Annotated in this window: 21 protein-coding genes; 6 read left to right on the forward strand and 15 right to left on the reverse strand. The window is 75.1% G+C overall.

The annotated features are described in order from the left end of the window. Positions 1-81 precede the first annotated feature (81 nt). Positions 82-1,500 (forward strand): amidase, encoded by a 1,419-nt coding sequence (locus HNR61_RS43830; protein ID WP_182849061.1) that lies wholly within the window; start codon positions 82-84, stop codon positions 1,498-1,500. Positions 1,501-1,507: 7 nt separating this feature from the next. On the opposite strand, the gene HNR61_RS43835 is transcribed toward HNR61_RS43830, so the two are convergent. Then, positions 1,508-2,971: a carboxylesterase/lipase family protein gene (locus HNR61_RS43835; RefSeq protein ID WP_182849062.1), complete on the reverse strand. Its 1,464-nt coding sequence runs from the start codon at positions 2,969-2,971 to the stop codon at positions 1,508-1,510. A gap of 239 nt (positions 2,972-3,210) precedes the next feature. On the opposite strand from HNR61_RS43835, the gene HNR61_RS43840 reads away from it, so the two are divergent. Further along, positions 3,211-6,099 carry a glycoside hydrolase family 2 TIM barrel-domain containing protein gene (locus HNR61_RS43840; RefSeq protein ID WP_182849063.1) on the forward strand — a complete coding sequence of 963 codons (2,889 nt, stop codon included), beginning with the start codon at positions 3,211-3,213 and terminating at the stop codon, positions 6,097-6,099. Further along, complete coding sequence (locus tag HNR61_RS50340; RefSeq protein WP_182849064.1) at positions 6,096-7,106, forward strand: nitroreductase family deazaflavin-dependent oxidoreductase; 1,011 nt, start codon at positions 6,096-6,098, stop codon at positions 7,104-7,106. The genes HNR61_RS43840 and HNR61_RS50340 overlap by 4 nt, the downstream gene beginning before the upstream one ends. Before the next feature lie 9 nt (positions 7,107-7,115). Here HNR61_RS50340 and HNR61_RS49715 read toward each other — a convergent pair whose 3' ends face one another. The 14 genes from HNR61_RS49715 to HNR61_RS43915 all read right to left on the reverse strand — a co-directional run bounded on the left by HNR61_RS49715 (position 7,116) and on the right by HNR61_RS43915 (position 21,933). Then, positions 7,116-7,826, reverse strand: coding sequence for a DUF3618 domain-containing protein (locus HNR61_RS49715; RefSeq protein WP_182849065.1), 711 nt, complete (start codon positions 7,824-7,826; stop codon positions 7,116-7,118). After that, entirely contained in the window at positions 7,802-8,248 is a 447-nt protein-coding gene (locus HNR61_RS43855; RefSeq protein ID WP_182849066.1) for a phage holin family protein, read from the reverse strand. The genes HNR61_RS49715 and HNR61_RS43855 overlap by 25 nt, the downstream gene beginning before the upstream one ends. A gap of 1 nt (position 8,249) precedes the next feature. Continuing rightward, positions 8,250-9,128, reverse strand: coding sequence for a hypothetical protein (locus HNR61_RS43860; protein WP_182849067.1), 879 nt, complete (start codon positions 9,126-9,128; stop codon positions 8,250-8,252). A 152-nt stretch (positions 9,129-9,280) separates the two neighbouring features. Beyond that, entirely contained in the window at positions 9,281-10,609 is a 1,329-nt protein-coding gene (locus HNR61_RS43865) for a pectate lyase family protein (protein WP_182849068.1), read from the reverse strand. A 31-nt stretch (positions 10,610-10,640) separates the two neighbouring features. Further along, the gene (locus HNR61_RS43870; RefSeq protein ID WP_312898385.1) at positions 10,641-11,912 is read right to left on the reverse strand and encodes a Gfo/Idh/MocA family oxidoreductase; all 1,272 of its coding nucleotides are present in this window, start codon (positions 11,910-11,912) and stop codon (positions 10,641-10,643) included. 72 nt (positions 11,913-11,984) lie between these two features. Then, the gene (locus HNR61_RS43875; protein WP_182849069.1) at positions 11,985-13,319 is read right to left on the reverse strand and encodes an ABC transporter substrate-binding protein; all 1,335 of its coding nucleotides are present in this window, start codon (positions 13,317-13,319) and stop codon (positions 11,985-11,987) included. Positions 13,320-13,437: 118 nt separating this feature from the next. Then, a complete protein-coding gene (locus HNR61_RS43880; RefSeq protein ID WP_182849070.1) occupies positions 13,438-15,009 on the reverse strand; it encodes a glycoside hydrolase family 43 protein in 1,572 nt (523 codons plus the stop codon). Beyond that, entirely contained in the window at positions 15,006-15,851 is an 846-nt protein-coding gene (locus tag HNR61_RS43885) for a DUF6807 domain-containing protein (protein WP_182849071.1), read from the reverse strand. Before HNR61_RS43885 ends, HNR61_RS43880 begins: the two co-directional genes overlap by 4 nt. 171 nt (positions 15,852-16,022) lie before the next feature. Further along, a complete protein-coding gene (locus tag HNR61_RS43890) occupies positions 16,023-17,162 on the reverse strand; it encodes a Gfo/Idh/MocA family protein (protein WP_182849072.1) in 1,140 nt (379 codons plus the stop codon). Then, positions 17,159-18,256 (reverse strand): mandelate racemase/muconate lactonizing enzyme family protein, encoded by a 1,098-nt coding sequence (locus tag HNR61_RS43895; protein WP_182849073.1) that lies wholly within the window; start codon positions 18,254-18,256, stop codon positions 17,159-17,161. Before HNR61_RS43895 ends, HNR61_RS43890 begins: the two co-directional genes overlap by 4 nt. Then, positions 18,253-19,161, reverse strand: a complete 909-nt coding sequence (locus tag HNR61_RS43900; RefSeq protein WP_182849074.1) for a 5-dehydro-4-deoxyglucarate dehydratase — start codon at positions 19,159-19,161, stop codon at positions 18,253-18,255. Before HNR61_RS43900 ends, HNR61_RS43895 begins: the two co-directional genes overlap by 4 nt. Next, a complete protein-coding gene (locus HNR61_RS43905; RefSeq protein ID WP_182849075.1) occupies positions 19,161-20,075 on the reverse strand; it encodes an NAD-dependent epimerase/dehydratase family protein in 915 nt (304 codons plus the stop codon). The genes HNR61_RS43900 and HNR61_RS43905 overlap by 1 nt, the downstream gene beginning before the upstream one ends. After that, positions 20,072-21,004: a carbohydrate ABC transporter permease gene (locus tag HNR61_RS43910; RefSeq protein ID WP_182849076.1), complete on the reverse strand. Its 933-nt coding sequence runs from the start codon at positions 21,002-21,004 to the stop codon at positions 20,072-20,074. Before HNR61_RS43910 ends, HNR61_RS43905 begins: the two co-directional genes overlap by 4 nt. Then, the gene (locus HNR61_RS43915) at positions 21,001-21,933 is read right to left on the reverse strand and encodes a carbohydrate ABC transporter permease (protein ID WP_245681441.1); all 933 of its coding nucleotides are present in this window, start codon (positions 21,931-21,933) and stop codon (positions 21,001-21,003) included. The genes HNR61_RS43910 and HNR61_RS43915 overlap by 4 nt, the downstream gene beginning before the upstream one ends. Before the next feature lie 289 nt (positions 21,934-22,222). Here HNR61_RS43915 and HNR61_RS43920 point away from each other — a divergent pair, with 289 nt between their 5' ends. From HNR61_RS43920 to HNR61_RS43930, 3 genes are all read left to right on the forward strand, one after another. Next, complete coding sequence (locus tag HNR61_RS43920; protein ID WP_182849077.1) at positions 22,223-23,215, forward strand: LacI family DNA-binding transcriptional regulator; 993 nt, start codon at positions 22,223-22,225, stop codon at positions 23,213-23,215. A 9-nt stretch (positions 23,216-23,224) separates the two neighbouring features. Further along, positions 23,225-24,262 (forward strand): aldose epimerase family protein, encoded by a 1,038-nt coding sequence (locus HNR61_RS43925; protein ID WP_182849078.1) that lies wholly within the window; start codon positions 23,225-23,227, stop codon positions 24,260-24,262. A 154-nt stretch (positions 24,263-24,416) separates the two neighbouring features. Next, positions 24,417-25,421, forward strand: a complete 1,005-nt coding sequence (locus HNR61_RS43930) for a LacI family DNA-binding transcriptional regulator (protein ID WP_312898386.1) — start codon at positions 24,417-24,419, stop codon at positions 25,419-25,421. The last annotated feature ends 3 nt before the right edge of the window (positions 25,422-25,424 follow it).

A 25,424-nucleotide genomic window follows, 5' to 3' on the forward strand; every position in this document is an offset into this window, starting at 1 on the left:
CATCAGCGTTACATGACGTACTCTCCCGGCATCGCGGCCCGCACGGCCCGCGCCCCTCCCCATGAGCGCCTAGGAGCAGGCATGGAACTGTGGCAACTCCCCGCGACCCGGCTCGCCGAGGGCATCCGTACCCGGGAGTTCTCCGCCGTCGAGGTCGCGGAATCCTGCCTGGGCAGGATCGCCGGGGTCAACCCCGTCCTGAACGCGCTGGTCGACGTCCGACCCGAGGAGGTCCTGGCCGACGCGCGCCGCGCCGACGCGGCGGTCGCCGGCGGCGCCGGGACCGGCCCGCTGCACGGCGTCCCGGTCTCCACCAAGATCAACACGCCGCAGCGGGGCCGGCTGATGAGCCACGGCCTGGCGGCGCTGGCCGGGGCGACGGCGAAGGAGGACGACGCCAGCGTGACCGCGCTGCGCCGCGCCGGCGCGGTCCTGGTCGGCCGCAGCAACTCCCCGGCGTTCTCGGTGCGCTGGTTCTCCACCAACGACGCCCACGGCCGGACCCTCAACCCGTGGAGCGCCGCCCACACCCCGGGCGGCTCCAGCGGCGGCGCGGCCAGCTCCGTCGCCGCCGGGATGACCCCGGTGGCGCAGGGCAACGACATCGGCGGCTCGATCCGCTACCCCGCCGGATGCTGCGGCGTGGTCGGCGTCCGGCCCACCGTCGGGCTGGTCTCCAACTGGATGTCCCCCGCCGACAGCGGCGTCGAGGGGCCGCTGACGTTCCAGGCGTGGTCGGTGCAGGGCCCGATCGCCGGGAACGTCGCCGACGCGCGCACGGCGCTGCGCGCCATGGCGGGCCCGGACCTGCGCGACCCGTTCGGCGTCCCCGCGCTGCCCGGCCCGGCGGCGGCGACGGGTCCGGTCCGCGTGTCCCTCGTCCGCGACGTGGGCCTCGCCAAGCCGCACCCCGCCGTCGGCGACGCGCTCGACACCGCGGCCCGGTGGCTGGCCGACGCCGGGTACGAGGTCGAGGAGATCGAGCTGCCGCCGCTGGCCGAGGCGTCCCGGCTGTGGTCGCTGCTGCTGTTCGAGGACATGCGCCCGATGCTGCCCGGCATGCGGGAGATGGGCGACGAGGGCCTGCGCGTCCACCTGGGCTACGCCTACGAGTACGCCGCGGAGCTGTGGGGCGAGCGGCCGTCCCTGGAGACCTACATCCAGGGCTGGGCCCGCCGCGCCACGCTGATCACGCGGCTCCAGGAGACGCTGGGCCGGGACCGGATCCTGCTGACCCCGGTCTCGGCCGAACCGCCCTTCGAGCAGGACGCCGACATCCTGGACCCGGCGCGCGGCCGGGGCCTGGTCGCCGCGCAGTGGCCGATGACCTGCCTGCCGGTCCTCGGCTTCCCGGGCGTCGCGGTGCCGGTGGGGGTGGCCGACGGGCTGCCGGTCGGCGTCCAGCTGGTCGGCGGGCGGTTCATGGAGGACCTGCTCCTGGACGCGGCCCAGGCGATCGAGGACCGGGCGCCCCGCCTCGTCCCGCCCGTGTCCCCCTGACCGGGGCTCAGCCGAGCCAGAGTTCGCGTTCGGGGCGCAGCGGGTCGGGCCGCACCCGCGGCTCGGCGTCCCAGACCATGGTCCGGCGGTCCTCCGCCGTGTAGCGCGGCCACCGGTCGCCGGGGTCCAGGTCGCGGACGAACGCCACCCACGCGGCGTGCATCGCGTCGGCCAGGCCCTGGGGCGGGGCCTCGCCCGCCACGGCGGTGACGCCCTCGGCGTCCAGCAGGTCGAACGCGAACGGCAGGTCCAGGCAGTGCCCGGCCCGCCCGCCGCCCACCGGCACGCTCGGCGGCGCGGTCCAGCCGAACTCGTAGAACCAGGTCGGCAGCGACCGCCGGGCGCGGGCCTCGGCGATGGCCAGCGCCGGGACGCGGAACAGCACGTCGGTGACCGACCCGCCGACGATCCGCCCCGGGGAGTCCCCGCGGTGCAGCGCGAGGTAGCCGTCGACCACCCCGGCCGGGACGCCCGTGTGCCGCAGCGCCGAGGGCAGCGCCTCGGCCGGGAGGTCGGCGGCGGCCAGCTCCAGGAACGACGTGAACTCGTCGCGGGTGAAGCCCAGCATCAGCGGCACGTCGGCGGCGGTGCCGTCCGCGAACGCCTCGGGCACCGGCGCCGGGACCAGCTCGCCGTCGGCGAACGGGGCCAGGCGCAGCGCGACCGACGGGGGCTCGCCGGGGCCGGGCCCGGTGAGCTTGTCCATGAGGTCCAGCAGCTCGTCGTCGCTCCGGTCGCGCAGCTCGGCGACGGTGGCGGGGACGCCGGTGCGCTCGGTGAAGCGCGCGGCGACGGCCAGGCCGTCGGCGCGGGTCTGCGGGGCCATGACGGCGCCGGACACCGAGAGCGCGGCGCGGAACAGGCCGTGCGCGGACGGGGTGGCCATCAGCGTCTGCACCGCGCCGCCCCCGGCGGACTGCCCGGCGATGGTGACCTTGGCCGGGTCGCCGCCGAAGCCCGCGACGTTGTCCCGGACCCACTCCAGGGCGGCGATCCAGTCGAGCACGCCGCGGTTGTCGGGGGCGCCCTCCACGTGCAGGAACCCCTCGACGCCCAGCCGGTAGCCGACGGAGACCAGCACGACGCCGTCGCGGTTGAACGCCCGGCCGTCGTACCAGGGGCTCGCCGAGCAGCCCGCCATGAAGCCGCCGCCGTGGATCCACACCAGCACCGGCAGCCCGGCGTCCGGGGACGGGTCGGGGGTGAAGACGTTGAGGTTCAGGGTCTCCGCGCCGGGGATCGTCGGCTCGGGGATGACGGTGACCTCGGCGAGGGCGCGGCGCTGGGCGGTGGGGCCGTAGGCGAGGGCCGCGCGGACGCCCTCCCACGGCTCGGCCGGGACGGGCGCGGCGAAGCGCAGGTCGCCGACGGGCGCCTCGGCGTAGGGGATCCCGAGGAAGCGGACCGAGCCGCCCCGGCGTTCCCCGAGGACCCGGCCCCGCGTGGTGGCGACGGTCACCTGATCGGTCATGACGGCGGCTCCTTCACGGTTCGCGCTCCCTGGAACGCCCCTACCCCGAGTCGCCAGATAATAGCCTGAACTAGGTTGATACGTATAAACAGGAGTTCGTCCGGTGACGCGTTCCCCGGGCGCCGGGCTCCGGACGTGGAGAGATGTCGCACCGGACGGGCCCGTTTTCCGTTCCCCTCCCCCTGACGTGGGTATGAGGCGCGCGAATCGGTGCAGATCCTCGGAGTGGGAGGTCCCGCGTGTCATACCTGACGGAGTTCGCGCCCGGAGCCGGGCGGCTGCGACCCCGGGCGTTCTTCGCCTCCGACGCCCCCGCGCTGGGGCTCGACGGGGTGTGGCGGTTCCGGCTGGCGGGGTCGGCCGCCGAGGTGACACCGGGGTTCGAGACCGACGACTTCGACGACCGGGGGTGGGGCGAGCTGCCCGTTCCGGCGCACTGGCAGATGCACGGCCACGGCGCGCCCGCCTACACCAACGTCCGCTACCCGTTCCCGCTGGATCCGCCGCACGTGCCGGACGAGAACCCGACGGGCGAGTACCGCCGGGAGTTCACGCTCCCGAACGGCTGGCCCGAGGGCCCGGCGGTGCTGCGGTTCGAGGGCGTGGACTCCTGCTTCGCCGTCTGGCTGAACGGCCGGCCGCTGGGCTGGTCCACCGGCAGCAGGCTCCCGGCGGAGTTCGAGGTCGGCGGGGTGCTGCGGCCGGGCCGCAACGTGCTGGCCGTGCGCGTCCACCAGTGGTCGCCCGGCAGCTACCTGGAGGACCAGGACATGTGGTGGCTGTCGGGGATCTTCCGTTCGGTGACGCTGCTCGCCCGCCCCGCGGACGGGATCGCCGACTTCTTCGTCCACGCCGGCTACGACCACCGCACCGGCGCGGGCACGCTGCGGGTGGAGACCGGGGACGGGGTGCGGCTCACCGTTCCCGAACTCGGGCTGGCCGACGTCCCCGCCGACGAGGAGCACGTCCTGCCGCGCGTCGAGCCGTGGTCCGCCGAGACGCCCCGGCTGTACGAGGGAGTGCTGTCCGCCGAGGGCGAGCGGGTCCCGGTGCGGATCGGGTTCCGGACGGTGGCCGTGGAGGACGGCGTGCTGAAGGTGAACGGCCGCCGCGTCCTGTTCCGGGGCGTCAACCGGCACGAGTGGCACCCCGACCACGGCCGCGCCGTCCCGCCCGAGACCATGCGGCGGGACCTGCTGCTGATGAAGCGGCACAACGTCAACGCCGTCCGCACCAGCCACTACCCGCCGCACCCGGCGTTCCTGGACCTGTGCGACGAGCTCGGCCTGTGGGTGGTCGACGAGTGCGACCTGGAGACCCACGGGTTCCAGCGCGTCGGCTGGCGGGGCAACCCCTCCGACGACCCGCGCTGGCGGGACGCCTTCCTGGACCGGATGCGCCGCATGGTGGAACGCGACAAGAACCACCCGTCGGTCGTGATGTGGTCGCTCGGCAACGAGGCGGGCACCGGCGGCAACCTCGCCGCCATGGCCGCGTGGACCCGCGAGCGCGACCCCGGCCGTCCCGTCCACTACGAGGGCGACCGCGCCTGCTCCTACGTCGACGTCCACTCGCGGATGTACGCCTCGCACGAGGAGGTGGACCTGATCGGCCGCCGCGCCGACGAGGACGGCGGCGCCGACAGCACCGACGGCGGCGGCGCGCGCCGCCGGACGCTGCCGTTCGTGCTGTGCGAGTACGCGCACGCGATGGGCGCCGGGCCGGGCGGGCTCACCGAGTACCAGCGGCTGTTCGAGGCCCACGAGCGCTGCCAGGGCGGCTTCGTGTGGGAGTGGATCGACCACGGGATCCGGCGGACCGGACCCGACGGCACCGAGTGGTTCGCCTACGGCGGCGACTTCGGCGAGCCGCTGCACGACGGCAACTTCGTGGCCGACGGCCTGCTGTTCCCCGACCGCGTCCCCTCCCCGGGCCTGGCCGAGTACAAGAAGGTCGTCGAGCCGGTGCGGATCGGGGTCGCGGACGGCCGCATAGAGATCGTCAACGGCCACGACTTCGCCGGCACCGGGCATCTGGAGTTCCGGTGGAGCGTCGAGGAGGAGGGCGTCGCGGTCGCCGGGGGACGGCTGGACGTCCCCGTCCTCGCCCCGGGCGAGCGGGCCGAGGTCGCGCCGCCCGAGGTCCCCGCCGGGAAGGCGGAGACGTGGCTGACCGTCCGCGCCGTCCTCGCGGCGGACCTGCCGTGGGCCGACGCGGGACACGAGGTCGCCTGGGGCCAGGGCCTCCTGTCCCCCGCTCCCCCGCCGCCCGCGCGCCGCCCCGGCCCCGTGACCGGGAAGGACGGCCTGCTGCGCGTCGGCCCGGCGGTCTTCGAGGAACGCACCGGGCGCCTCCTGCGCCTGGGCGGGCTGCCGGTCGACGCCCCGCGCCTGGACCTGTGGCGCGCCCCGACCGACAACGACCACGGCCTGCACGGGCGCGGCACCCCCGACGAGGCGCTCTGGCGGCGGCTCGGCCTGCACCGGCTCCGGCACCGGCTGGTCGACGTGGCCGTCGAGGACGACGCCCTGCTGGTGCGCACCCGCGTCGCGCCCGCCGCGACGGACCTGGCCGTCCTCGCCGACTTCCGCTGGTGGGGCGACGGCGACGGCCTCGTCCTGGAGGTCCGCGCCGAACCGGTCGGCGACTGGGACTGCCCCCTTCCCCGGCTGGGCGTCCGCACCGCCGTCCCCGCCGCCCTGTCCCACGTCGAGTGGTACGGGGGCGGTCCCGGGGAGGCGTACCCGGACATGTGCCGGGCGGCCCGGGTGGGGCGGTTCGCCGCGACGGTGGACGAGCTGCAGACGCCCTACGTCCGCCCGCAGGAGAACGGCAACCGCACCGGCGTCCGCTGGGCCCGGCTCACCGCGCCCGACGGCACCGGGCTGCGGATCGACGGCGCGCCCGCGTTCGAGCTGACGGCCCGCCGCTGGACGACCGAGGACCTCGACGCCGCCCGCCACACCCACGAGCTGCGCCCCCACGACCGCGTGTACCTGCACCTGGACGCCGCCCACCACGGGCTGGGCTCGGCGTCCTGCGGCCCCGGCGTGCTCCCGGAGCACCGGCTGACCGCCGGGCCCCGCTCCCTCACCCTGACCTTCACCCCCTACCGGAGCGCCCCGTGACCGGCAACGCCATCGACCGCCTCATGGGCTCGCCGCACTGGCGCGGCTCCCCGCCGCGCGTCGCGCCCGGCGGCCCCGCCGAGCTGGGCCGGGTCAACCGGATGCTCGACCGGGCCGCCGGGTGGGCCATGGGCACCGACGGGATGCGCCTGGTCCAGGTGATCGGGCGGGACCGGGCGCTGCTGCGCGCCTACCTGCGCTTCGCCGGCCGGCTCGTCGTGCGGGGGCGGCTGCCGCGCGCCGACGCCGAGCTGGTGACGTTGCGGACCGCGTGGAACTGCGCCGCCCGCTACGAGTTCCTCCACCACGCCTACCTGTCGCGGCTCGGCGGGCTGTCCGCGGCGACGCTGGAGCGCGTCGCCGCGGGCCCGTCGGCCCCGGGATGGAACGAACGCCAGGCCGCGCTGCTCACCGCCGCCGACGAGCTGCACGCCGACCGCACCGTCTCCGACCCCACCTGGGACCGGCTGACGGCGTTCCTCGACGACCGGCAGCTGGTCGGCCTCTGCCTGCTCGTCGGGCACTACGAGATGCTGGCGATGCTGTTCAACACCGCCGGGGTGGACCCCGAGCCGGGCGCGTGGCGGCGCGGCCCGCTGCGCTGGCTGCGACACGACGACGACAGCGACGCGCGCTTCCCGCGCCGCTCGGCGCACGTGAGCAGGCGCCTGATGGGCCCCGTCATGGCGGCGCGGGCGCCGCTGCCGCCGCCCCTCGCGGTGATCGTGCACCGGGGCCGGAGGACCGGCCGCGAGTACCGCACGCCGGTCACCGCCCTGGTCCACGGCGGCCGGCTCGTGGTCCCCCTCGGCCACGGCACGCGCGCCGACTGGGTCCGCAACCTGCTGCACGAGGGCCGGGGCGGCGTCGAGCGCGCGGGGCGCCGCCACCTGATCGCCGCGCCCCGCGTCACCGACATGGCCACCGACGGCCATCTGGTCCCCGGCCCCCTGCGGCCGCTGCTGCGCCCGTTCACGCTGCTGGTCGCCGACCTGGAACCCCGCTAGCCGGGCCCGTCACCGGTCCTGGGGACGGTCCCGGGCCTGGTCCGCCACGGTGGAGCCGGACTGGCGGGCCTGGTCGGCCACCTGGTGGCCCTGCTCGCGGGTGTGCTGCGCCGTGGTCTGCGCCGCCTCGGTCGCGGTCTGCTTGACCTGGTCGGCGGCCGTCGACGCCGACTCCCTGGCCTGGCCGGCCACGTTCTGGGCCGACTCCCGGACCGACTCCTTGACCGGTTCGGGGATCCCGTCGGTGCGCTCCCCGACCTCGCGGGCCGCCTGCCGTTCGGCGTCGCTGGTCGGCAGCAGCGACGCCACCAGCAGCCCCGCGCCGAAGGCGATCAGCCCGGCGGCCAGGGGGTTGCCCTCGGTCTGCCGCATCGCCTGCCGCGGGGCCTCGCGCACGGCCTCCGCCGACTGGGCGGCGACGTCCCGGGCGGTGCCGGCCGCCTGCTCCGCGGCGCCCCTGGTGGTCTCGACGGCGCTGCCCGCCGCGTCGGCGGCGGTGTCCCTGGCCGACGAGGCGGCCTGGCCGACCGCGTGCCCGGTCCGGGCGGGCGTGCCCATGATCTGCTCCTTCACTCCCCGCAGGCCGTGGCGGACCCGCGTGGTGCGGCGCCGGACGATCCGGCGGGGACTGGTGTGGTCGGCCAGCCGGTCGACGTCGCTGGCCAGCTCGGCGCGGGTGCGCTCGATCTCGCTTCTTATCTCGTCGGGTGACGTGCCCACTGCGCGTCCTCCTTCAGCGTCTCGATGGTCTGTTCGGGCTTGGGCGACACCTCGCGCATCCGGGACCGGCCCAGGACGTACAGCACCGCCGCGACCACCGCCCAGACGACGGTGACCAGCAGCGCCGCCCAGCCGGTGTCCATCACGTTGGCCAGGCCGTAGACGAGCGCGAGCGAGCCGAACAGCAGCACCATGTAGGCGGCGAACCCGGCCCCGCCCAGCATTCCGGCGGCCTTTCCGGTCTTGACCGCCTCGGTGCGCATCTCGACCTTGGCCAGTTCGAGCTCCTGGCGGAACAGCTTCTGCAGGTCCGCCGTCACCGCTCCCAGCAGCTGCCCGAGCGAGGGCTCCTCCTGCCGCGGCGCGCCGGTGGCCGGTGTCGGCTGGCCGGGCGGCGGCCCGGCGGGGTACGGATCGGTCATCTCACCTCACCTCGCCGTAGGGAGGCTCGCGCCCGGTGTCGGCCTCGGGCGTGGAGGGCGCGGGCCGCGTGGGGTAGCCGGACGGCGGGGGCGTCGCGCCCGGCTGCCCGGGACCGGGGCCGGGGGCCGGCGTCCCGAACGTGGAGGGCGGCGGCGCCGCGGTGGGCGGCGGAGCGGGCGGGGGCGTGGGCGGCACCGGCGGTGGTGGCACCGGCGGCGTGGGCGGCACCTGCTGGGGCGCCTGGGGAGCCCGCTGCGGCATCGGGGCGGCGGGCGGCTCCCAGCCCGCGGCGCCGGCCGCGGAGCGGCCCTCGGCGTCACCGGCGTCGCCGGTCCGGGGGCCCCCGGTCGCCTGGGCCCTGGCGGCCTTGGCCATCCGGCCCACGGCGAACCCGGCCAGGGCCGCCCCGGCCAGGAACAGTCCCGGGCGGCGGCGGGCGAAGTTCTGGAGCTCGTCGACCACCCCGCCGACCCCGTGGTCGTCCAGGTAGTCGGCGGCCTGGCGGCCGCCGTCGGCGATCTGGTGGACCACCTGGCGGGCCGGGGAGTCGGGCTTGGCGTCGGACGCCATGTCGGCCAGGTCGTCGGACCACTGCCGCAGGACCTGGGAGGCGCGCCGGGTCTGGGTGGACATCTCCTCGCCGACCCGGCCGCGCACGTCCTGGACCACCTGGCGGGCCTGGTCCCGGCCCTCGGCGGCCACCGTCCTGGCCTGGTCGACGGCGGTCTCGGTCACCTGCCGGGCCGCCTGACCGGCCTGTCCGGCGGTGGCCGCCGCCTCGCGCCGGGCGGTCTCACCGGTCGACGCGTCGGCCGGTGAGACGGCCGACTGCTCGGTGGGAACGCCGGACCGGGGCGGCGAATGCGGGTACTCGCTCACCGTGCCTCCTCCGAAGCTGATTGTCGTGGCCCGCTTCGCCTACCCCCTCCCAACAGACAAAACATTCTTTTCAGAAACACAAGGGACGCTCACCGTAATGAATTCGCCATCGGAATCCTTTTTCCATGATCGAGTCGATCACGGACCACGGATCAGCGCCGAGGAAGTAGATCTTTGTGGCCGAGGCGTCCCGCGCCGGCGTGGGAGGCGACGACGCGGGGCACGTCCTTCGCGCGGTGCACGGTCCGCCGCAGCGTCGGCGTCCAGCCCACCTCGTCGGACAGGTCGGGGTCGTGGGCCTCGTTGTGGGCGGCCCGCAGGTCCACCGGCGCGCCGTTGACGAGGTTGCCGGCGGTGCGGATGGCGGTGCCCTTCCAGTTCTTGACGATCTGGCCGGGAGCGATCCCGGCGGGCAGTGTGAACGCGTTGTGCTCGGCGACGATCGCCGACCGCACCCCCGCGCCCAGGCTGTAGGAGTAGCCGTCGGCCGTGGTCTGGACGTAGTGGTTGTTGTAGACGTCGACCTGCCCGTACCGCACGCGCGGCACCCGCTGGCCGAGGTTGACGAACGCGTTGTGGTGGAAGGTGACCCGCAGGTGGCCCGCGTCGGTGGTCCGGGAGTCGCTGTTGCCGACCAGCGAGGTCTTGTCGTGGTCGTGGAAGCGGTTCCAGGAGGCGGTCACGTAATCGCTGGCGTCGATGACGTCGAACAGCCCGTCGTGGACCTGGTAGGGCTCGCCGAAGTACCGGGGCTGGGCGGAGTCGGGGTTGCCGCGGTCGTTGAGGGTGGTGTGGTCGAGCCACACGTGCGTGGCGCGGGCCAGGGTGACCAGGTCGTACTCGGAGTTCCAGGCCCCGTTGGCGCCGTCGGTGGGGTCCCAGGCGGGGAAGCAGTCGCGGGCGTCGCTCAGCTCCAGGTCGCGGATGATGACGTTGTCGACGTTCTTCAGCATCAGGTTGGCCCCGGTGATCCTCGCCCTGCCGAGGCCGATGAGGGTGGTGTTGGAGCCGACGGGGATCCGCACGCGGGCCGCCTGGCGGGCCTGGGAGGCGGCGCGGGCCTCCTCCAGCGGCCCGGCCGGGTCCCGGCGTCCCCAGGTGGCCGGGTCGTAGGCCTTGAGGTAGGCGTCCAGGGTGTAGCCGCCGGTCGCGTAGTCGTCGCAGGTGAGGCGCCTGCCCTGGTCGTCGGTGTTGGCGTCGGACGAGCCCCGCACGTAGACGATCTTGGGGGTGTTCCCGGCGACCGCGCGGGCCAGCTCGTTCCGGTTCCGGACGACGAAGACGTTCTGCCGGGTGGCGGCCGCGCCGCCGGTGGTGCCGCCCTCGGCGGCGGCCCAGCCGTCCCCGGCGGGCAGGGTCTGGCGGCCCGGCGGAACGCGGTGGGGCGCGGCCGAGGCGGAGGGGGCGGAAAGGGTGAAGGGGGCGGTCAGCGTCCCGGCGGCGCAGACCGCCGACAGGGCGAGGGAGAGTCCGGTGCGCATGGCGCTCCTCGGGGTGGGGGCCGTCGCCGGATCACAGCAGGTCGGCGACGGGCACGGGCATGCCGGTGGTGAAGGACCGGTTCGCGGCCAGTCCGGTGAGCAGGGCGTTGACGCCGTCGCGGGGGGTGGCCAGGGTCTCCCGGCCGGGGGCGTCCGGATCGAACAGGGCGGCCAGCAGGCGCCGGTCGCCGCCGCCGTGGCCGCCGGACTCGACCGCGACCTCGACGTCGCGGGGCGGCTCCCACAGCGGCCGGACCCGGAGCCGGTGGGAGGCGGCGTCCAGGTGCGCGTGCGCGCCGCCGGGCTCGGCCCACCCGCTCTCGGTGACGTCGAGTTCGAGGCGCCCGCCGGTGCCGTTGAACGCGACGCGGTAGCCCTCCCACGGCGCGTAGGCGGTCAGGTGGTAGGTCATCGTCGCGCCGGTGTCGTAGGTGACGACCAGCGCCATGTCGTCCTCGATCGAGATGCCGCCGGCGAAGACGTTGCGGTCGCGGACGTAGCCGTCGTCGGGTTCGGCGTCCAGGTAGAGGGCGCGCAGCTCGGGGTCGGCGTCCAGGTGGAGGGCGAACGGGTCGCCGGCGGCCTCGGGGCTGCCGTGGGCGCGGGCGTAGTCGCGGCGCAGGCCGTGGCGGACGCCGTTGCGCTCGCCGTAGAACGCCAGCCGGCCCGCGCCGTAGACGGTGACCGGGGCGGCGTCGAGCCACCAGTTCACCAGGTCGAAGTGGTGGCCGGACTTGTGCACCGCCAGGCCGCCGCTGCTGGCGCGGTCGCGGTGCCAGCGGCGGAAGTAGTCGGCGCCGTGCCGCACGTCCAGCAGCCATTCGAAGTGCACCGACAGCACCCGGCCGATCGCGCCCGCCGCGAGCAGGTCGCGCACCGCCCGGTGCAGCGGGTTGAAGCGGTAGTTGAACGCGACCGCCAGGTCGCCGCCGGTGCGGTCGGCCGCGTCGAGCACGCGGCGCGCCTGCCCGGCCGTGGTCACCATGGGTTTCTCGGTGACGACCCGGCGGCCCGCCTCCAGCCCGGTGAGGATGTGGCGGGCGTGCTGCGCGTCCACGGTGCACACCACGAGGGTGTCGACGCGTTCGGCGTCGAGCATCCGCGCCACGTCGTCGGGGTGCCAGAACGTCGCCGGGGCCCTGCCGTGCTCGTCGGTGAGGATGCGGTTGTGCAGCCTCGCCCGGGTGGGGTTGACGTCGCTGAGGGCCACGACCCGGGTGTGGTCGCGTTCGGCGAGGGCCCGGGTGTACATCTGCGCGCGGGCTCCGGTGCCCACGATCGCCACCCGCTGGGGGTCGGACACGGGTTCTGCTCCTTGACGGGGGGAGGGGGCGGCGGGCCCGTTGCGGCACCGGGCCCGCCGCGGTCCGGAGGGTCAGTCGCCCCGGCGCTGCTTGTACTTGGCCTGGGCCTCGTTGAGCTTGGCGGCGAGCCGGTCCAGGAAGTCCTTGGCCGACATCTGGCCGAGCAGCACCTTCTGGTACAGCGGCTCGCTCTCGGCCTTGGTGATGGCGTTGAACTCCGGCAGGTGGTACGGCATCTGGACGATCTTGGTCTGGGGGTCGTTGAGGACCTTGACCGCCGTCTCCAGCGTCGTGTTGCCCTTCACCCACTCGGCGGTGGCCGACTCGGTGTTGGCCGGGATCTGGCCGACCTTGGAGTTCCACAGGTCGTTCATCTCCCTGCCGGAGACGAACTCGGCGAACTTCCAGGCGGCGTCCTTGTTCCTGCTCTTCTTGAACACGGACAGGCCGCCGACGGGGTTGGACAGCAGCACGTACGTGCCGTCGGGCGAGGGGGGCACCGGGGTCCCGGCGAACTTGCCCGCCAGCGCCTTCTGGTGGTCGATGTAGGAGCCCAGGTTGTGCTGCATCATGCCGATGCTGCCGCCGTCGAACTGGGCGTTCATCTTCAGGTAGTCGTTGTTGACGTCGGCGCTGGGGGTGTTCTTCTTGTACAGCGCGACGGTCTTCTCGACGGCGGCGACGTTGCGGGGGTCGTTCACCGTCGTCCGGCCCGAGGCGTCCCAGAAGGTGGGGATGCCGGACTGGGCGTAGGCGAACTCCAGCGCCTGCGCGATCGACCCGGCGCCGCCGCGGATGGTGAACCCGAACCGGTTGTTCCCGGCGTCGGTCAGCTTCTCGGCGGCGGTGTAGAAGTCGTTCCAGGTGGTCGGGGGCTTGAGGTCCTTCTCCTTGAACCAGTCGGACCGGTACCACACGATGCCGGTGTTGGTGGTCTGGGGCAGCTCGTACAGCTTGCCGTCGGGTCCGGCGGCCTTCACCAGCTCCAGCAGCTTCGGCGACAGCCTCCCGTTGAGGGGGCTGCCCGCCAGCCGGTCGTCCAGCGGGTCCAGGGCCTGCTGACCGGCCACGTTGGCCAGCAGCGAGGTGGACATCAGGCCCACGTCGGGGGTCCCGCCGGAGGCGATCGCGGTGTCGTACTTCTGCTGCGCCTGCGCGATCGGGAACGAGACGTACTTGACCTTGATGTCGGGGTTGCGGTTCTGGAACTCCCGGATGATCTGCTGCCAGACGGGGGTGCCGGAGGCGCTGGCGTTGCCGTCCCAGAAGGTGATCTCGCCCTTGCCGCCGGACGGGCCGCCGGAGCCGCCGCCGCACCCGGCCAGGGCGAGACAGGCGGCGACGGCGACCGCCGAGGCTGCCGTGAGCCGGGACCGCAGTCCGGGCAGGGGGCCGCGTCGAGACATCGTCGTTGTTCCCTTCCTGAATGACGCGGTCGGTGCCGCGTCGGCCTGTGGTTGCCCCCGATTTCGGTGTTCTCGGTCCCTCAGCCGCCGCCCGCGGGGCGGCGCGCGGAACGCGCGGTCACGGCAGGTGCTCCTCTCCCCTCACCCGGAACGCCCCGAAGTCGGCGCGGCCCGCGGGGCGCGCGTCCCCGGGCGCGGCGGCGAAGATCCCCAGGGACGCGCCGACCCAGCGTCCGGGGGTGGCGGTGAACGTCCCGCCCACCTGCCGCCATCCGTCGCCGGTGTCGGCCAGGAACGCCACCCGCGCGCCCTCGCTGACCCGCGCCCTCAGGCGGGCCTCCGTGCCCGGGGGCAGGGGGACCGGGGGCGCGGCGTCGCGTTCGCGGTCGTCCTCCCGGGACGCGACGCGGTGCACCAGGACCGGTCCCCCGCCGGTCTGCTCCAGGCCGATCCAGGCGTAGGAGTCGCCGAGCACCGTCAGGCCGGCGCGGGCCCCGGGGACGCCGCCGGCCAGCGTCACGCCGGTGGTCGCGGTGAACGCGGGGGCGGGCAGGCGCTGGGCGAGCACGTTGGGCAGGCGGCGCAGGTCGTCCACGGCGGCGTCCGGGCGGCAGGCCAGCCGCAGCCGCCCCGGCGCGGGCAGCTCCCACCACGCCGGGTCGGGCCGGGCCTGCCAGGACCACTGCGGGCCGGGCGCGGTCCCGGTGAAGTCGTCGCCCGCCGCGGGGGCGGCGGGCGGGCCGTCCGCGCCGGTCGCCGGTCTGCGGTGGGAGGGCACGGGGGTGCCGTCGGCCCCCAGGACGGGCCAGCCGTCGTCCGGCCGCCAGCGCATCGGCTGGAGGTGGACGACGCGGCCGTGGGCGCCGCGGTCCTGGAAGTGCAGGAACCAGTGCTCCCCGCCGGGGGTGTCCACCCACGCGCCCTGGTGCGGGCCGTTGACGTCGCTGTCGCCCTGGGCCAGCACGATCCGGTGCTCGTAGGGGCCGAACGGGTCGCGGGCGCGGAACGCCGACTGCCAGCCGTGCGCCACTCCCCCGGCGGGCGCGAAGATCCAGTACCACCCGTCGCGCCGGTACAGCTTGGGGCCCTCCAGGGTGCGGCAGCCGGGGATCGCGTCGCCGTCCACCACGACGGTCCCCCCGTCGAGCAGGCGGTCGCCGTCCGGGCTCATCCGGTGCAGGGTGAGCCGGTTGTTGAAGCCCGCGCGGCTCCTGGCCCAGGCGTGCACCAGGTAGGCGCGGCCGTCGTCGTCCCACAGCGGGCACGGGTCGATCAGGCCGCGTCCCGCCTTGAGCGGGCGCGGGCGGCTCCACGGCCCGGCGGGGTCGGCGGCGGTGACGACGTACAGGCCGTGGTCGGGGTCCGGATAGAAGATCCAGAACAGCCCGGCGTGGTGGCGCAGGGCGGGGGCCCACACGCCGCAGCCGGGCCGGGGCGCGGTGTAGGCGGCGGCCGGTTCGGGATCGGGCAGCGCGTGCCCGGCGATCGTCCAGTTGACGAGGTCGCGGGAGTGCAGGACCGGCAGGCCGGGCACCCGGTGGAAGCTGGAGGCGGTCAGGTAGTAGTCGTCGCCGACGCGGATCGCGTCGGGGTCGGACCAGTCGGCGTGCAGCACCGGGTTGCGGTAGGTGCCGTCGCCGAGGTCCGCGCGCCACGGGAGGGCGGCCGTCGGGCTCGCGGTTCCGCTCACAGCTCCTCCAGGAGGGGATCGACGTCGTCGGCGGCGAGGGCCCCGTCGGCGACGAGCGTGACGACGCGGCGTTCCGCCGTGGCGCCGTTGCCGAGCGTCAGCGGCTCCTGCCAGGCGAGCGCGGAGCCGACGCCGGGGTACTCGGCGGCGCGGACGAACCAGGGGTCGCGGCGGGTGGTGTCGTCGCCGCCGGCGAACGCCAGCGTCCACGGCCTGCCGTCGGCGGCGGTCCCGGTCATGGCGAGCCAGCGGGCGACCGCGCCGTGGGCCTTCTCCTCGCCCTCGGCGTCGGGGGTGAACACGCGCAGGTCGGCGGCGGTTCCGGGGGCGCGCCAGAAGAAGCCGCCGTACCCGGCGCCGGGGCGGCCGTTGGTGGCGCTGCTGCCGATGCGCAGCGGGCCGCCGGACACGTTGGTCAGCCGGAACGTCAGGTCCAGCGCCCAGTGGTCCCCGGCGGGGCGGGCGGTCACGTCGCGCTGTTCGCGCAGCACCACCGCGCCGTGCCGGTCGATCCAGGCCAGGGACTCGCCGAACGCGTCGGTGGCGCGGCGCGTCCAGCTCAGGTGCCGCTGGACGCCGTGGTCGTCGCGCCAGACCGGCCCCCGGCCGCGCACGTAGCTGCGGCCGCCCCAGAAGTTGCGGCCGCCGACGTCGGCGATCGCCACGCACGCGCCCAGGTGGTGGGGGTGGTCGGCGGGCATGAGCTCGGTGACCTCGACGCCGCCGAGGGTGCGCACCGGGTGCAGGTAGGGGCGCGGCGACAGCCCCTCCCCCAGGTACGCGCGCGTCACGTACCGGGCGACCCACCGCCCCGCGACGGTCAGCTCGACGGACTCGGTCATGGCGCCGCCCGGTCTGGACCGAGGAGCGTCAAGATCGGGAGCTTGCGAGCGATCTTGTAAGCGACGAGGGAAGACCTGGCGTCAAAGCGCCAGGACCGGCCGCGCGGAGGCGCGGCAATGGGCAGGGTCATGGCGCCGCCCGGTCTGGACCGAGGAGTGTCGATGAGTGCGTCATGGGTGGTCCTTCTTCGCCCAGGGGATGTCCAGTTCGGAGAACAGGGCGAGGTGTTCGGCGCTGGCGGCGACGTGCTCGGCGGCGCCGGGCAGGATCCGGCGGGTCACCCCGCCCGCGACGGTCACGTGCTGCTGCTCGGCGGTGATCGGGCGCGGGTCGGGGGCGGTGCGCACCGCCTCCAGCACCCGCATGAACGCGGCCGTGCGGTGCAGCGGCACCAGCGGCTCGGCCTCGCCGTCCAGGTGGTCGACCAGGTTCGACAGCAGGTCGGTGCGGGTGCAGGTGAACGTGTCGGTGGTCCCGTCCCGCTCCAGCTCGACCCGGTCGAGGGTGTAGGTGAGGGTGATGCGGCCCCGGTCGCCGTGGATCAGCAGGTAGGGCTCGTTGCGGTCCGGCGCGCACAGGGTGACCGCGACGGTGACGACCGTTCCGCGCGCGGTGCGCAGCCGCAGGCATCCGGTGTCGTCGGCCTCGATCGGGTGGGCGCGGTACAGCTCCACCTCGATCGCGTCGACGTCGCCCGCGCCCTCGCTGCCGTCGACGGCCAGCGCGGTGGCCAGGGCGTGCGCGAACGGGTTGGTGAGCGCCCCGTCGGCGACCGCGACGCCGCCGACGCTGCGCCGCCCGGCCCAGGGCGCGCGGGCGTAGTAGGAGGAGTCGCGGTGCCAGGCCCCGGCCGCGCCGATGCCGCGCACCCGGCCGATCGCGCCCTCGGCGACCAGCCTCCTGATCACCGGGATGGCGCCGGACCCCAGGCTCTGGAAGCCCACCTGGCAGACGCGGCCGGACCCGGTCACCCCGGCGAGCGTCCGCTCGAAGTCGGCGTAGGTCGCGGCGGGCGGCTTCTCCAGCAGCACGTGCGCGCCGTGGGCGACGGCGGTGAGGGTGAGGTCGGCGTGGGTGGGGATCGGCGTGGCCACGATGGCGACGCGCGCCCAGGTCCGGGACAGCAGGCGGGCCAGGTCGGCGGACTGCTCGGGAACGCCCAGCCCCTCCAGGTCGACCGCGTCGACGGGGGTCAGGTCGCAGATCCCGGCCAGCCGCACCCGGCCGGCGGCGGTCAGCGCGCGCAGGTTGTCCAGGTGCCAGCGGCCGTGGCCGTGCGCGCCGACCAGCACCACCCCGACCGGGCTCATCGGCGCGTCCCCGGGTCGTGCCGGGTGGCCGCGAGGACGGCCTCGTCGAAGCGCAGGCCGAGGCCGGGGTGGTCGCCCGGGTGCGCCAGGCCCTTCTCGATCCGCACCGGGGGCGGGCCGGCGAGCAGGCCGAGGGCGGCGAACGAGGCGTCCTCGACGTCCTCGACCATCGCCGGGAGCGGCAGGCAGCACGCGAGCTGCCCGGACAGGTCGGGCAGCAGGTGCGGGTGGACCGGGACGCCGAACGCGCGGGCCAGTTCGGCGATCCGCAGGAACGGGGTGATCCCGCCGACCCGCACCACGTTGGGTTGCAGCACGTCGCAGGCCCCGGCGGTGAGCAGGTCGCGGAACTGCCGGACGGTGTGGGTGTTCTCGCCCAGCGCGACCGGCACGCCCGCCGCCGCCCGCAGCCGCGCGTAGCCCTGCACGTCGTCGGCGGGCAGCGGCTCCTCCAGCCACGCGGGGTCGTAGGGGCGCAGCGCCTCGGCGGCCCGCAGGGCGCGGTACAGGTCCCAGCGCTGGTTGGCGTCCAGCATCAGCCGCACGCCGGGCCCGACCGCGTCCCGCACGGCCGCGACCCGCGCCACGTCCTCGGCCAGGTCGGGCAGCCCCACCTTGATCTTCACGGCGGTCAGGCCCGCGTCGGCCCAGCGCCGCGCCTGGGCGACCAGCTCCTCCAGGGTGTAGTGGCGGTTGACGCCGCTGCCGTAGACGGGGGCGGCGGCGCGGCGGCGGCCGAGCGCGGCGGTCAGGCCGTCGGCGGCGGCCAGGTCCCACAGCGCCAGGTCGACGGCGGCCAGCGCCGTCGTCGTCAGGCCGCCGTACCCGGCCTCGTGCAGCCGCCACGACAGCGCGTCGAAGGCGACGGCCGGGTGCGCGGGCAGGCCGGGCGCGGCCTCGCGCACGTCGGTCTCCAGCAGGGCGTGCGCCGCCGCGCCGCCGACGTTGGGCGCCCAGGAGAAACCGGTCCCGGTGCGGCCGTCGCCGGTGGTCAGCCGGGTGACGACCAGCTCGACGAAGGTCCGGCCGGGCTCCCAGGGCCGGATCATCGGGACCCGGTGCAGGGTGCTGGCGAGGTCGGCGATGACCGTCATCGGGCGGTCCCGGCGATCGACAGGCCGGTGTCGAGGAGGCGTTCCAGCTCGGCGAGGTGGTCGGCGGCCGGTTCCACCAGCGGCGCGCGGACCGGGCCGACGTCGAGGCCGCGCAGCCGGACGGCGGCCTTGACCAGCGACACCGCGTAGCCGGGGACCCTGCTGCGCAGCTCCACCAGCGGGGCGTAGAAATCGGCCAGCAGCCGCCCGGTCAGCTCGGTGTCGCCCTTGTCGAGGGCGGCGCGGAACGCGACGGCGACCTCGGGCGCGAAGCAGAACACCGCCGAGGAGTACAGGTCCACGCCGATGCCCCGGTAGGCGGGCTGGGTCAGCTCGGCGGTGGGCAGGCCGTTGAAGAACGTGAAGTCCGGGCCGATCGCGCGGCGCACCGCCAGCACCACGCGGGCCATCCGGTCGATGTCGCCGACGCCGTCCTTCAGGCCGGTCACGCCGGGGATCCGGGCGAGCGCGACGGCGGCGCCCGGGTCGAGCACCACCCCGCCGCGCTGGTAGAGGATCACCGGGATCCCGGCGGCCCCGGCGACGGCGGCGACGTAGGCGCGCAGCCCCTCGTCCGGGCCCTGCGCCAGGTAGGGCGGCATGAGCAGCAGCCCGTCGGCCCCGGCGTCGGCGGCCTGCCGCGCCTGCTCCAGGGCCGCGCCGAGCGGGCCGCCCGCCCCGGCGACCACCGGGACCGCCCCGGCGACGGCCGTCACGGCGGTGCGGACCGCCAGGTCGTGTTCGGCGGCCGACAGGCTGGGGAACTCCCCGGTGCCGCAGGCCACGAACACCCCGCCGGGCCCGTGCGCCAGGCCCGCGCGGACGTGCTCGGCCAGCGCCCCGGCATCGACGCCGCCGGCGCCGAACGGCGTCACCGGGAAGAACAGGACTCCGCTGAGCTGCATCAGATCTCCATCGCGAGTTCGGTGCGCCAGCTGCGCTTGGGCTGCCACCCGAGCAGCCGTTCGGCCTTGGCGCCGGAGAAGGCGGGGGCGGTGCCGGTCAGGGCCGCGGCGTGCGGCGCGGTCGCGGGCACGACGCGGGGCAGCAGGTCGGCCAGGGGCTCGCGGGCCAGCGCGTCGGCCGCGCCCGCGAAGAACACCTCGCCGTTGGGCAGCTCCGGCAGCGCGTCCAGCAGCACGCGCACCAGGTCGGCGGCGTCGCGGGCGTCCACGTAGTTGAACAGCGACACCCCGCCGAGCTCGGGCCGGTCCAGGCGTTCGGCGATGCCGTGGCCGCTCTGGGTCGGCGCGCCCCGCCACTCCTCGGGGGCCACCACGAAGCAGGGCCGCACCGCCGCCAGCCGGGTCCGGTCCCCCGCCGCGGCCGCGAACATCCGCATCGTCTGCTCGGCGGCCAGCTTGGACAGGCTGTAGGCGTTCCAGGGCTCGGCCGGGTGGTCCTCGTCGATCGGCAGGTAGGACGGGGACCAGCCGTGCGGCGCGCCGTAGCCGATGACGGTCGGGCTGCTGGCGACCACGACGCGTTCCACGCCGGTGTGGACGGCGGCCTCGCAGACGTTGAACGCGAGCTGGGTGTTGACCCGGTAGGTGAACGCGTCGGTGCGGCTGAACGGGGTCGCGATCGCCGCCAGGTGGACCACCGCGCGCGGCCGGAACCGGGTCAGCGCCCCGTACGCCTCGCCGAGGTCGGTCAGGTCGGCCGGCAGCGCCGTCGCGCACGCCTCGGGGGTGCCGGGCGCGGGGTCGATCCCGACCACCTCGTGCCCGGCGGCGGCCAGGTCGGCGACCACGCTGCGGCCGAACCGGCCCGCGCTGCCGGTGACCAGCACCCGGCTGCCCGGCTCCAGGGCGCTCATCCCTTCACCGCCCCGGCGCTGAGGCCCTTGACCAGGTACCGCTGGATGAGCGCGAAGACGACGATGACCGGGACGGCCGCGACCACGCCGCCCGCCGCCAGCGAGCCGAGGTCGCTGCCGGACTCGCCGATGGTGTAGCTGAGCCCGACCGGCACCGTGTACTTCTCCTGGTCGCTGAGGAACATCAGCGCGAACAGGAAGTGGTTCCAGCTGTGGATGAACGCGAACGACCCCACCGCGATCAGTCCGGGCCGCAGCAGCGGCAGCACCGTGACCAGGAACCCCCGGAACCGCGAGCAGCCGTCCACCCAGGCGGCCTCCTCCAGCTCCCGCGGCACGTTCCGGATGAACCCGCTGAGCAGGATCAGCGACAGCGGCAGCTGGAACACCGTCTCGGCGACGATGACGCTCCAGAGGCTGTTGACCAGGCCCACCGTCTTGAAGATCTCGAACAGCGGGACCAGCATCAGCGCGCCGGGGATGAACTGCGTGCACAGCATCGCCAGCAGGAACGCCTTCTTGCCGCGGAAGTCGTAGCGGGCCAGGCCGTAGCCGCCGGCGAGCGCCACCACGGTCGTGGCGACCATCGACACCAGCCCGACCTTGAGGCTGTTGGCGAAGTAGACGCCGAACCCGGACTCGTTCCAGACCCGGAGCAGGTGGTCCAGGGTCAGCGGCCAGGGCAGCAGGCCGGTGGTGCCGCTGGGCCGGAACGCGTACAGCAGCATCCAGTAGAACGGCACCAGCGTGAACGCCAGGTACAGCCCGAGCGGGACCCAGATCTCCCAGGGGCGGGCCCCGTCGCTCCCGCGCCGCCGGGGCGCGGCCCCGCGCGCCGGTTCCTTCGCGGCCGGGGCGTCCCGGCCGACGGTGGGCGTCCCGGTGTCGGCGGGGCCGCCGGTCGCCGTCGTGGTCGTCGACCGGGTCATGTCCGGTCACCTCCGAACTTGCTGAGGCGCAGGTAGAGGATCGAGCAGAAGAGCAGGATGAAGAACGCCGCCGCCGTCAGCGCCGAGCCGTAGCCGAACTCGTGCGCCACCGTCGCCTTGTGCGCCACGTACAGCGGCAGCGTGGTGGTCTGGTTGGCGGGTCCGCCGTTGGTGAGGGTGTAGAGGAGGTCGACGTTGTTGAACTCCCACACCGCGCGCAGCAGCGTGGACAGGATGATGGCGTCCTTCAGGTGCGGGAGCGTGATGTGCCAGAAGCGGCGCAGCCGGGACGCGCCGTCCACGGCGGACGCCTCGTACAGGTCCCTGGGGATGCTCTGCAGGTCGGCCAGCAGCAGGATCGCGAAGAACGGCACGCCGCGCCACAGCTCGGTCAGCACCGCCGCCGGGAACACCGCGCCCGGGTCGGCCAGCGGCGACGAGCCGTGCTGCCCCAGCCCGAGGTCGGCCAGGTACCTGGTGAACCCGGTGGTCGGGTTGTAGAGCAGCACCCAGATGCTGGTGGTGAGCACGCCGGACACCGCCCAGGGCGAGAACACCAGCGCCCGCGACAGGGCCCGGCCGACGAACGACTCGTTCACCAGCAGCGCCAGCCCCAGGCCGAGCAGCAGCTGGAAGCCGACGGTGGCCGCGACCCACTTGGCGCTGAACCCGAGGCTCTGCCAGAACAGGGCGTCGCCGAACATCTGGCGGAAGTTGTCCAGGCCGGCGAAGCCGTTGTCCCACGGCTTGGTGACGTTGTAGTGCTGGAGGCTGTAGTAGAAGACGCTGGCCATCGGGTACACCAGGAACCCGATCATCAGCAGCACCGCGGGCGCTATCAGCGCGTATGGCGTGCGGGGCCCGCGCGTGGACCGGCGGCGGCCGCGCCCGGCGACGCCCTCGGTCACGCTCAGGTCGGCGGTTGCCACGAGCGCCTCCTTCGTGCGAGTTCGGCGACCGGACCGGGAAAGCGCTTACTCAACGGCGCCTCGGGACCGGCCCGACCTTCGGGGACGGGGGAACGACAGGGAACGGGGGTGGAAGGGCACGTCCGGGCGGCGACGGGGGATGTGGGCCCCGTCACACCGCAACCGGTTGCAGGAAACATTGGCGTCATCCGGACGAAACGTCAAGGCCCAGTTTGCGACAATGAGTTCTGGTCTTTGCTTCGGTTGCAAACGGTTGCATAATGGCCACGCCCCGACGAGAGGACTCCCCTTGGCCGTAACGATCCGTGACGTGGCGCGGGCCTGCGGTGTGCACGTCTCCACGGTGTCGCGCACGTTCTCGGCGCCCCACCTGGTCAACCCGGAGACCCGCACCCGCGTGCTGGCGGAGGCCGAACGGCTCGGCTACCGGCCCAACCGGGCCGCCCGCGCGCTCACCACCGGCCGCACCCACAACATCGGGCTCATCGTCGCCGACATCGCCAACCCGTTCTTCCCGCCGCTCATCAAGGCCGCCCAGGCGCACGCCCGGCTGCGCGACTACCACGTGTTCGTCGCCGACACCGACGAGGACCCCCGGGTGGAGGAGGAGCTGATCCAGACCTTCTCCAAGCAGGTGGACGGGGTGCTGCTGTGCAGCCCCCGGCTGTCGAACCGGGCGATCGACCGGCTGCGCCGGGACGTGCCGTTCGTGGTGGTGAACCGGCCGGTCAGGGGGCTGCCCGCGGTGCTGATGGACGTCGCCGACGGGGCCCGGCAGGCGGTCGGGCACCTGACCTCGCTCGGGCACCGCGAGCTGGCGCTGCTGACGGGCCCGTCCGGCTCCTGGAACAGCGGGCTCATCCAGGAGGCGGCCGAGCGGGCCGCGGCCGAGGCGGGCGCGCGGCTGACCGCGCTCGGCCCCAACGCGCCCACCGAGCAGGGCGGGCTGCTGGCCGCGCCGGAGGTGCTGGCGGCCGGGGCCACCGGCGTGCTCGCCTACAACGACCTGATGGCGATCGGCCTGCTGGAGGGCCTGGAGGAGCGCGGCGTCGCGGTCCCCGGAGACGTCAGCGTGGTCGGCTTCGACGACATCATGCAGGGGCGCCTGGCCCGGCCGAAGCTGACCACGGTGGCGATGCCGACGGTCGCGGCGGGCCGCACCGCCGTCGACATGCTGCTGCAGCAGGTCGGCGCCGAGGAGGCGGGACCCTCCGTGACGAGCCTGCAGACGACACTGGTCGTCCGCGAGTCCACCGCCGCGCCCGCGCGGCTTCCCCGGTGAGGACCCCTGATGAGCGAGAAGTTCGGAACCCTGCCCGACGGCACCGCCGTGCACCGCCACACGCTGGAGAGCGGTTCGGGGCTGCGCGCCCGGATCCTCACCTACGGCTGCGTCGTCCAGACGCTGGAGGTCCCCGGCCGCGACGGCGGGCGCGCCAACGTCGTGCTCGGCTGCTCCACCCTGGAGGACTACCTGACCAGGAGCCGCTACTTCGGCGCGGTCGTCGGCCGCTACGGCAACCGCATCGCGGGCGGGCGGTTCCGGCTCGACGGCCGCGAGCACCGGCTGCCGGTCAACAACGGCCCCAACAGCCTGCACGGCGGCGAACGCGGCTTCGACAGGCGCGTCTGGGAGGTGACCGGCTCCGGCCCGGACCGCGTCACCCTCGCCCGCGTCAGCCCCGACGGCGAGGAGGGCTATCCGGGGACGCTGCGCGCCGAGGTGACCTACACCCTCACCGGCGACGCGCTGCGGATCGACTACCGGGCGACCGCCGACGCGCCGACCGTCGTGAACCTCACCAACCACTCCTACTTCAACCTGGCCGGGGAGGACTCCGGCGACGTGTACGGCCACGTGCTGACCGTCGCGGCCGACCGGTACCTGCCGGTGGACGGGCACCAGATCCCCACCGGGAAGATCGCGCCGGTGGAGGGGACCCCGTTCGACTTCCGCGCGCCGCGCGCCATCGGGGAGCGCCTCCGCGACCCGCATCCGCAGCTGCTCGTCGGCAGCGGCTACGACCACACCCTCGTGCTGCGCGACGCGCCCGCCGACGCGCTGCTCCCGGCGGCCCGCGTGGAGGAGCCGGGGTCGGGCCGGACGATGGAGGTGCTCACCACCGAGCCCGGCGTGCAGTTCTACTCGGGCAACTTCCTCACCGGCTCGGTGGTCGGGACCGGCGGGCGCGCCTACCGGCAGGGCGCGGGGTTCTGCCTGGAGACCCAGCACTTCCCCGACTCCCCCAACCAGCCCGCGTTCCCGTCGACGGTGCTGCGCCCCGGCGGGACGCGCGCCTCCACGACGGTGTTCCGCTTCTCCTGGTGACGCCGCCGGTGCCATGGCCGCCCTCCTCGTCCCGGCCCCTGGTCGCCGGGGAGGGCCCCCAAGGCCGCCGCGCGGCGGGGACTACCTTTGGAAAGCGCTTACCACGGTAGGGTGGCGGCACAGCGCCGTCCGACCGTCGCACCAGGGGGACCGAGTGATCACGCTTGAGGACGTGGCCCGCCGCGCGGGGGTCTCCCTCGCCACCGCCTCACGCGTGCTGAACGGCAGCAACCGCCGGGTCGGCGCCGCGCTGCGCCAGCGGGTCGAGCGGGCCGCCGCCGAGCTCGGGTACGAGCCCGACGTGACCGCGCAGACCCTGGCCCGCGGGTCCAGCAACGTGGTCGGGCTGGTGGTGCACGCGCTCACCGACCCCTACTTCGCCGCCCTGGCCGAGGGCGCGATGCGGGCCGCCGACCGGCACGGCTGCACCGTGATGATCGGCGCGACGCACCGCGACCCCGAGCGGGAGATCTCCCTGGTGTCCACGCTGCGCGCGCAGCGGGTCCGGGCGGTGGTGCTGGCCGGGTCCCGCACCGCCGACCCGGCCGTCACCGAACGCCTCGCCGCCGAGATCGAGCGGTACCGCACGGCCGGCGGGCGGGTCGCCTGCATCGGGCAGGACCGGCTCGGCGTGGACACCGTCGCGCCCGCCAACCGCGAGGGCGCCGCGGCGCTGGCCCGCGCGCTGGCCGAGCTGGGGCACCGGCGGTTCGCGGTGCTGGCCGGGCCGGAGCGCCTGCTGACCGCCGCCGACCGCACCGAGGGGTTCGCCGCGGCCCTGGCCGGCCTCGGCCTGCCCGCGCCGCGCGTGGTCCCCGGCGGGTTCGACCGCGACGGCGGGCACGCGGCGGCGGGCGCGCTGGCCGACTCCGGGCTGGACGACGTCACCTGCGTCTTCGCGGTCAACGACGTGATGGCGGTCGGGGCGCTGGCGGCGCTGCGGGAGCGGGGCGTGGACGTTCCGGGGACGCTGTCGGTCGCCGGGTTCGACGACATCGAGACGCTGCGCGACCAGGTGCCCGCCCTGACGACGGTCCGGCTGCCGCTCACCGCGATGGGCGAGCGGGCGCTGGACCTGGCGCTGGAGGAGCGGGAGCGGCCGAGCGTCGAGAGCGTCGCGGGCGAGGTCGTGCTGCGCGCCAGCACGCGGCGGGTCTGACCC

Source organism: Actinomadura kijaniata, from assembly GCF_014138665.1.
GTDB classification, from domain to species: Bacteria; Actinomycetota; Actinomycetes; order Streptosporangiales; family Streptosporangiaceae; genus Spirillospora; species Spirillospora kijaniata.